Here is an 8,947-nt window from a genome sequence, read left to right as displayed (position 1 = left end):
TATTTTGAATAAATTGAAATACTTATTTTAAGGAAATATTTTAAACACTTCATAATTTTGATTTAACTCATAACTTGGGTTTTATATAGTTTAAAATCAATAATAACTCTATGAAATTTAAAAGTGTAATTATATTATCTGATATAATAGAAAATAGAATTCCTGAAAAGTATCTGTTATCACTTCAGGAATTTTTACTGAGTGGATCAATTTTTACCAATGCATCTGAATTTTTAGCTGGAATAGTAATTTTTTTATTAGTTACTGAAACTATTCTAGTAATTGTTTCATTCATATTAAATTTGCCGTCATCAATATTATTTGTACCATTTGTAATATTTCCGGCAATTTTTACTTATGTTTCAGTAAAGCAGGAGCAAAATGCCAGTAAAATCGAGCAATCGGCCCCGGATTTTTTAAGACAGCTTTCTTCAATGTTGAAAGTTGGTCTCAGCTTTGAAAATGCTATGGAAGACATGTCTAAATATGGCCAGGGACCATTGTATGACGAAATGCGCAGAGCAATCCTGGAAATACGGATGGGCAGGAATTTTGATGAGGCATGGATTGCAATGAGTAAAAGATTAAATTCCAGAGAACTTGAACGGATTTTTATTATCATACTTGATGGCCGTCGAAGTGGATCAAGTATGGCTGATGTAATAATGAATGTTTCCAATGATTTGAGGGATCTTCTTGCAATCAAGAGGGAAAGAAAATCCTCAGTCATGATGGCAGTAATGTTTTTATTGATTTCTGCAGTTATAGCAACACCCTTTGCATTGGGCATGGTAAGTGTTTATGCAGGATTCATGGAAAGCTTCGGTCATGTCACTGATTTGGTTGCTGTTGCACCTATTGCCGGTCAGCTTTATCTGGTAATTCATTCGGCTTTAGTCGGACTGATTATAAGTGTTATAATGCACGGTAGCTTCAAAAAAGGCATCAAGTTCTCAGTTCCGATAGTCGTAGTATCTTATGGGATATTTTATCTAATCTCTAATTTCGGTGCTTCAATGCTTACTGGAGGATTTTGATTTTTTTAAAGTCAAAAAATTTTACTTTATTTGTATAATATTAACATAAAACGGTTATATTGTACGTATTTATATCAAAAAACTTATATTAATCCTCCATTATATTTATTAATGGTGATAAAATGGATAATAATGCTCAGGCATCTGCTGAATTAATTTTGTTGTTTGGTGGCATCATGGTTGTTGTCTTGCTTGCAATTTATATGTATAAGGAATATATAAAGGATTTAAGTGGTGAAATAAGGTCAAAAGAAGTCAATGAATTTAATAATAAACTGGAAGAAATATCTGAGATTTTCACGTGATTTGGCGTTTTGAAAAGTACCATAATGAAGGTATTGAAATTAAACAGAATAATGTAATTGCTGGAGGATAAACAAAATAACCTATAATAAAACCAATCACCATTATTGTCAATGTATAGTAAAGTGGTTTGTTGGATTTTAATGCAACTTGGAGGGCAATATTTGCTTTATCTGAATTTTTCAGTTCATTGGCTATAAAAACAGATATTACTCCACAGACTATAAAATCAAGTCCATATGCTGCATGAGCAATAAATGAATCAAAATTCTCAGCAACGAACATTGTAAGGTAAGGAAGTAATGATAATATAAATAAGGATAATCCCATATACCAAATAACCTTATTATTGACTTTATTTACAATGCTGAATATGTTATTATTGTAATTCCAGAAATTAAATACCACCAAGAAACTCAAAGCATAAATTATAAAGTCTAGACGCACTTCAAAGAGAGCTTCCCAACTGCCGTTTGAGGCCATAGGTATTTCCAATACGATTATTGTTAAGATAATAGCCAAAATTGCATCGATTAATGCTTCAAATCTTTCAGTTTCCATTTTCCTCCCTCCGTCCAATATATATCCACATTAATACTGCAACCAAACATGAAATGTATATTCCAGGCCTGAATATTGTGTATGTTAATATAAAACCCAAAAAGATGACTATTAATGGGGAGTTATGATAATATAATGTTTTATCAGTTTCCTGCAGTTCCTTATTGTAAGGATTACTTCGATATATGGCTTTTACTGAGGAAGTATAAAGGATATTTGTTGAAACAAATATTAGACCGAACATTGTTTCGGCAGGAATGGAATTAACATTTTTTGCAACCCACATTGTAAAATAAGGAACTAATGATATAATAAATGTCATGATTCCATAAATCCAAACTACTGTATTGTCGATATTTTCAACTTTTTGGAATAAATTGTGATTGCTGTACCAAATGTTAAATAAAATTAAGAAACTAATTAAATAAGCTAGATAAGGAACTCTTAATTCCCAGATTGCAGATAATGTGGGTTCTACAGGTTGGGGAATTTTTAAAACTAAAATTGTAATTAGAATTGCTATAATTGCATCGATGAATGTTTCAAATCTATTCGTTTGCATGATATTAATGATTATAAATTTTAAAATATAAATAGTTAAATAAGGTGATTGAAATGGATATGTTAATCAACGGTGAACATGTAAGTGATATGGATAGTGAAGATGTTATAAATCCTTTTAATGGTGAAGTAATAGATAGTGTTCCTATTTCTCATTTAAATAATGTTGATAAAGCTATTGATGCTGCAAATAATGCTAAGGGAGCTTTACAGGAAATGTCTGCTTTTAAGGTTTCAAATAAATTATATAATGTCTGTGAAAAACTAAAGGAAAATAAAGAGGAATTTGCAGAGTTATTAACAAAAGAAGTCGGAAAGCCAATCAATGAGTCCTATGTTGAATTGGACAGGTCAATTGAAACATTAAAACTTGCAGCAGAGGAGGCCAAAAGAATTTATGGTGAATCCGTACCTCTGGATGCTGGTCTCAACGGAAAAGGATTTTTTGCATTTACACAAAGATTGCCATTGGGGGTTGTTGCAGCAATTACTCCATTTAATTATCCTCTAAATTTAACTATTCATAAAATTGCACCTGCTATTGCCTGTAAAAATGCGGTTATCATTAAACCTCCAACTGATGCTCCATTAACGGTTATGAAATTTGCAGAACTTGTAAACGAAGAATTTCCTGCAGGTGTAATTAATGTAATCACGGGATACGGTTCAGAAGTGGGGGATGCGTTGGTGGCATCGGATAAAATCGATAAGATATCCTTTACTGGGAGTGTGATGACCGGACTGATGATATCCCAGAGGGCAGGAATGAAAAAAGTAACTCTTGAGCTTGGCGGAAATGATCCTTTGGTTGTTTTGGATGATGCTGATGTTGACGCTGCGGTAAAGGGTGTTATTAATGGAGCATACTTGAATGCAGGCCAAGTTTGCATGGGAGTTAAAAGAATCATCGTTCAGGAAGGAATCTATGAAGAATTCAAAGCGAAACTGGTTGGAGAAACATCTAAAATTAAGATGGGAAATCCTATGGACAAATCAACACAGCTTGGAACATTAATCAGTGAAAAAGCAGCAATTCATGTTGAAGAAACTGTCAATAATGCAGTCAAAGATGGTGCAGAAATATTGGTTGGAGGAAAAAGGGATGGAGCATTTTATGAAGCTACAGTAGTCGATAAGGTCACGCCGGATATGGATTTGGTAGTTAATGAAACTTTCGGTCCTGTTGCTCCATTAATTAAAGTTAAGACAGTTGATGAGGCCATCCGAATTGCAAACGCTACTGAATATGGTCTTCAGGCAGGAGTATTTACTGAAAACTATAGAAATGCTCTTCGATGTGCCAATGAAATTGAGGCAGGAACAGTATTTGTCAATAAGCAGTCAACATTCAGGACGGACAATATGCCGTTTGGTGGATTTAAAAATAGCGGTTGTGGTAAGGAAGGAATTAAATATGCCGTTGAAGAAATGACCAAAACAAAATTAATTGGACTTAATTTGAGGTAGATGCTTGATTTAGGACATATAATGGAGATGGTTAATGTTTAGGGACAAAACCTTAAAATTTAACTATTATTGTGATTAATAAGGGGCATTTCATGTCCATGTTTTTTGAAAATATATTTTAATAAGATATAATATATAATACCAAATGTAACTTCTCCTATTAATATAGCAAGTAAAACACATACTCCTTGTTTGAATATAGGTGCTAATAAAGATGCTATTCCAATTTCATATATAATAATGCCAATTGTTAAAACTAAAGAATGATAACTTTTTCCCATTCCATCCAGCATCTTTTCTGATATTACTGAAATTTCATTAAATGGAATTATTATGATACCTGCAAGAGCAATATAAAATACGGAAATTGGTGCGCTTGTAATGGAAAACAATGCAAAACCATAATCCCTAATGAAGAAGAATGCAACAGTTGTAATTATTGCAATTAATATGGCAATTTTAAGTATATAGTGATATAAATCTTCTAATTCATCAAATCTATTTGCACCATATAAATGTCCACAAACGCTCACTAATGCTCTACCAAATGCTTTTTGAGGAGATATTAGTATAGATTCTATTCTTGAAGCTGTTGAATAAAGTAAAATACCAATTTGACCTAACTGTTCTATTAAGAGTTTATTGAAGAACAGCATAGTAACACACCATAAACTATCTGTTAAAAAGTTGGGAATAGCTACTATAAATATGTCATAAACAATTCCTATTTTAAAAAATTTAAAATTTAACACAACCTCTGATTTACCACTTAAATACCAGTATAATAAATAAAAAGCGGTTATGGCTGATGATAATATGGTGGCATATGAAACACCACTAACTCCCCAACCTAAAACAAAAATGAAAATAGGATCCAAAATCAAATTCAGAACATTTGTTAAAATTAGTAGGATAGTCGGTAATTTTGAATTTCCTTCGGCTTGAAGGGTACTTGCAAAGAAATTAGCAAAAATAAAAATAAAAGAACAATAAAAAATTGGAAGCAAATATTGCATTGATAACTCCATAGATGAAGTGGCACCCATAAAAGTTAAAATATCATCTAAAAAGAATGTAGATAATATAATAAGAATTCCTATTATAATGCATGATACAATTCCATGTAAAATTGAATTATAAGTGTCCTTAAAATCATTTTCACCAAGTTCTCTTGACATTATTGAATTGGTTCCAATACCGATAGACTTTCCAAAACTTATGATTAATGTAACTAAAGGTATCGCAACACCTATGGCAAAAAATGATTCAGCATTCATTTGTGATACCCAAAATACATCAACAAAAGAGTAACCTGCTTCAAAAAGAGTAAGTAATAATAGGGGTGTAGTAAACTTCCAAAATGATTCTTTAGGATTTGAAATAAAATCTATATTTTTACTCATTAAATAATTATTTTATTTTTCAAATTATTTAAAATTTAATTTTAGTTTATTCATATATTATTTAAAGTTCAATTCATATTTATTCACAAATTATTTAAAATAGGGGAGTTAAATTAAAAATTATATAATAATATTAATTTTCAATTTTATGGGGGGATAAATTATATTTAATAAAAATATTGCAATACTTTTCATTTTCATTATATGTATTCTTACTATTTCTACAGTAAATGCTAGCGATAATGATATTTACGATATTGTGGGTATTGGAGAGAATGATGATGGATTAATAAGTATTAATGAATCTAATGTAATTGGAATAGAAAATAATGATGTATTAAGCTCGGATGTTGGTTCTTTTAGTGATTTGGAGGATTTGATTGATGATGCTGATGATGGGGATACAATAATTCTGGACAGGGATTATAATAATACTGATGATTTTTCAATGTCCGGTGTTAAAATTGATAAAGATTTAATTATTGATGGTCAGGGGCACACGCTAGATGGAAACGGCATATCCCGTATATTTAAACTTGACAATCAAAATGATGATGTTAAATTTGAAGTGAGAAATATTGTTTTTGTAAATGGTTTTTATGATAAAGATGATGAGGAAATAGGTTATGTGAGTGGTGCGGCTATTTTTAGTTTCAAGGATGATAGTGTTACAGCCATAAATTGTACTTTTATCCATAATAATGCTGGTTATTATGGTGGTGCGATGTATATGGGCACTGCTTTGAATTGTACTTTTATAGGCAATTCCGCATATCATGGTGGTGCAACAGCCCATGTTAATGCTAAATTTTGTAGATTTGAAAAAAATGATGTTAGTTCAATGTATAAAGGTTCTAGATTCCTTTGTTTATTTGATGAGGATAAATGTGTAGATACAGAAGTAATTTCACCAATTCTTAATATATTGGGTGATACTAGTACTTTTCTTGGGGGAAAATTTGTATTTGATTTAACTTATGATGATCAAAAATATGACAATTATAATGTTACAATTGAACTTTATAAGAATTCTGGCTTGGTAAAAACTTATTATTCCTTAACGGGTTCTGAGTGGACTTTTCCGGTTGCTGGCAATTATGATTTTAAAGCATACCTTAAGGAGTATCCTGATGTTAATCCAATTAATGGGCAGTTCAGTATAACTAGTGCGGTTTTAATTTCAGCCCATAATTTCGTTACTGGATATAATTATGATGAAAATCTTTCAGTTTTTTTAGTAGATAATTTGGGTAATCCTTTACCTAATTTTACAGTATCTGTTGAATTTGATGGAATTAAAGATTACAACACTGATAAAGATGGCTATTTTTTTATACCTATTCTTAATTTGGTTCCGGATACATATGATATTTCTATTAAGTTTGCCGGAAAAGAGGGTTATAGTGCATCTAATGAATCAATAACTCTTGTTATTAATAAAGGAATTACTAGACTAATTTCAAATAGATTAGTTACAACCTATTCTTCTGATGAAGAGTTGATTGTAACTTTGATGGATTTTAAAAACCAAGTTATAACTAATGCAAATGTAGAAGTTAAATTAAACGGTACTAAAAAATATATTACAGATAAAAATGGTCAAATTAAAGTACCGACCAAAGATTTAACTCCAGGAACACATTTTTTCAACATTACATTTGCTGAAAATGAATATTATTTAAAATCAAATGTAACTGCTGACGTTTTAATCAATAAGATTAATACTAAATTAACTGCTAATCCAATATCAACAGTTTATAATGTTGAAAATGAGTTATTAATTTTCTTATTTGATGATTTTGGAAACCCTTTAAGTAATAAAATTGTTTCAGTTGATTTAAACGGCACTAAAAAGCATACCACTGATAAAAATGGACAAATTAAAGTGAAGACTAAAGGTTTGGTCCCGGATGTTTATGTTGCAAATGTTGCATTTGGGGGAGATGATATTTATCAAAAGTCCAATACAACTGGTAATATAGTCGTGAATAAAGATTTTTCCAAATTAATTGTTAATGGATTAATAACGACCTATGATAATGATGATGAATGGATAATTATGTTAGTTAATGGTCGGGGAAATCCGATAACTGATGAATCTGTATCTTTTGATTTCAAAAGCAATAAAAGTAATACTGATGAAAATGGACAAATCATATTTTCCACAAATATGGGTGAAAGTTGGACAATTACTTTAGTTGATAGTCATGGTCATCCAATAAGTGATGTACCAATATCTGCTTTTATAAAATCAGATACAAACTACACTAGCGATGAAAACGGCCAAATTAAATTTACAATCCAAGATTTAATTCCTGACACATACTTTGTAAATATTACATTCAGTGGAAATAAATTCTATTCACAATCAAATGCAGTTGGTGAAATTGTCGTTAAAAAAGAAGCTAGTAAACTAATTGTAAATACTACTGAGGATTATTTGCTTGTTACATTGATTTCTAGTAATGAAGATTCGATAAGTAATGTTCCACTATCTGTTGCTTTGAACGGTACAAAAAATTATACTACTGATGAAAAAGGTCAGGTCAAAATTGGATTAAATGATTTAGATCCAAATACATATGTTGTAAATATTACTTTCAAAGAAAATGCTGTTTATTTAAGTTCAAATGCTCTTACTAAAATTACTGTGAATAAGAGAATCACTAAGTTTATTTTAAATGATAGTAGTGATGAGCTGCTTTTTACTTTGGTTGATATGAATGATCATTCTGTAAGTAATGTTCCTATATTCATTGATTTAAATGGTAAAAAAGAGTATGTTACCGATGAAAATGGTCAGGTTAAAGTTTTAATTAAAGATTTTGTTCCTGATACTTATGTTGTTAATGTTACTTTTAAAGGTAATGAGTTTTATTTACCATCGAATGCCACTTACAATGTTATTGTTGAAAAGACAGTCTCAGTAATAAGGGCTGATGATATGGTCAAATATTATCATGGTTCTGAAAGATTATCTGTTGCTCTAAAAGATGCATTGGGTAATCCGTTATCTGGTAGTTTAATTCATATTAATATTAATGATGTGATATACGATAGGATTACTGATGATAAGGGTGAAATTAGTTTGGCTTTAAATATTGATAGTGGTAATTATAGTGCTTTTGTTTCATTTGATGGCGATAAGTTTTACAAGGCAGCAAATGCTACTGTGAATGTGGTTATTAAACCAACTATTATTGGTGAGGATATTACCAAGATTGAAAAAGGCTCAGAACCATATGTTGCAAGATTTTTGGATTCTGAAGGTAAACCTTTGGTTGATGACACTACGGTCCAATTTAACATTAATGGTGTACTTTATAATCGTGTTATAAAAGACGGTATTGGAAAATTGAACATTAATTTAGCTGCAGGAAATTATATAATCACTGCGACCAACCCATCTACTGGTGAATCCTCTTCCAACAGCATTACTATACTTCCAAGAATCATTGAAAACAGAGATATAATTAAATATTTCAAAAATGGAACACAATACACAGTTAAAGTTCTTGGAGATAATGGAAAACCTGTTGGTGCTGGAAAAAATGTTACATTTAATATTAATGGAGTATTTTACACTCGCCAAACCAACGAATCAGGAATAGCTAA

Annotated in this window: 7 protein-coding genes; 4 read left to right on the top strand and 3 right to left on the bottom strand. The window is 30.5% G+C overall.

The features are described 5' to 3' along the window. Positions 1–110: 110 nt before the first annotated feature. Both ACKI3Q_RS02275 and ACKI3Q_RS02270 read left to right on the top strand, forming a co-directional pair. Entirely contained in the window at positions 111–1,037 is a 927-nt protein-coding gene (locus tag ACKI3Q_RS02275; protein ID WP_407413873.1) for a type II secretion system F family protein, read from the top strand. 122 nt (positions 1,038–1,159) lie between these two features. Beyond that, positions 1,160–1,342 carry a class III signal peptide-containing protein gene (locus ACKI3Q_RS02270; protein ID WP_407413871.1) on the top strand — a complete coding sequence of 61 codons (183 nt, stop codon included), beginning with the start codon at positions 1,160–1,162 and terminating at the stop codon, positions 1,340–1,342. Here ACKI3Q_RS02270 and ACKI3Q_RS02265 read toward each other — a convergent pair. Next, positions 1,335–1,901, bottom strand: a complete 567-nt coding sequence (locus ACKI3Q_RS02265; protein WP_407413869.1) for a TMEM175 family protein — start codon at positions 1,899–1,901, stop codon at positions 1,335–1,337. The two genes, ACKI3Q_RS02270 and ACKI3Q_RS02265, sit on opposite strands and share 8 nt — an antisense overlap. Further along, positions 1,891–2,463 (bottom strand): TMEM175 family protein, encoded by a 573-nt coding sequence (locus ACKI3Q_RS02260; RefSeq protein WP_407413867.1) that lies wholly within the window; start codon positions 2,461–2,463, stop codon positions 1,891–1,893. The genes ACKI3Q_RS02265 and ACKI3Q_RS02260 overlap by 11 nt, the downstream gene beginning before the upstream one ends. A gap of 53 nt (positions 2,464–2,516) precedes the next feature. Between ACKI3Q_RS02260 and ACKI3Q_RS02255 the strand changes: the two genes are divergently transcribed. Continuing rightward, complete coding sequence (locus ACKI3Q_RS02255; protein ID WP_407413865.1) at positions 2,517–3,929, top strand: lactaldehyde dehydrogenase; 1,413 nt, start codon at positions 2,517–2,519, stop codon at positions 3,927–3,929. A 59-nt stretch (positions 3,930–3,988) separates the two neighbouring features. On the opposite strand, the gene ACKI3Q_RS02250 is transcribed toward ACKI3Q_RS02255, so the two are convergent. Further along, on the bottom strand, positions 3,989–5,332 hold the full coding sequence (locus ACKI3Q_RS02250; protein ID WP_407413863.1) for an MATE family efflux transporter: 1,344 nt from the start codon (positions 5,330–5,332) through the stop codon (positions 3,989–3,991). Between the two features lie 259 nt (positions 5,333–5,591). Between ACKI3Q_RS02250 and ACKI3Q_RS02245 the strand changes: the two genes are divergently transcribed. Next, positions 5,592–8,947 (top strand): hypothetical protein (locus tag ACKI3Q_RS02245; protein ID WP_407413861.1); only part of this gene is annotated, 3,356 nt, incomplete at its 3' end.

Origin of the sequence: Methanobrevibacter sp. (assembly GCF_045636185.1) — an archaeon.
GTDB lineage: Archaea > Methanobacteriota > Methanobacteria > Methanobacteriales > Methanobacteriaceae > Methanocatella.
Note: the sequence above shows the minus strand (reverse complement) of the source record. Positions and strands in the feature narration are given on the sequence as shown.

Excerpts from the sequence above, each read along its gene's own strand:
- ACKI3Q_RS02265 (WP_407413869.1), bottom strand. The coding sequence starts at position 1,901 with ATGGAAACTGAAAGATTTGAAGCATTAATCGATGCAATTTTGGCTATT.
- ACKI3Q_RS02275 (WP_407413873.1), top strand. The coding sequence starts at position 111 with ATGAAATTTAAAAGTGTAATTATATTATCTGATATAATAGAAAATAGA.
- ACKI3Q_RS02250 (WP_407413863.1), bottom strand. The coding sequence starts at position 5,332 with ATGAGTAAAAATATAGATTTTATTTCAAATCCTAAAGAATCATTTTGG.
- ACKI3Q_RS02255 (WP_407413865.1), top strand. The coding sequence starts at position 2,517 with ATGGATATGTTAATCAACGGTGAACATGTAAGTGATATGGATAGTGAA.
- ACKI3Q_RS02260 (WP_407413867.1), bottom strand. The coding sequence starts at position 2,463 with ATGCAAACGAATAGATTTGAAACATTCATCGATGCAATTATAGCAATT.
- ACKI3Q_RS02270 (WP_407413871.1), top strand. The coding sequence starts at position 1,160 with ATGGATAATAATGCTCAGGCATCTGCTGAATTAATTTTGTTGTTTGGT.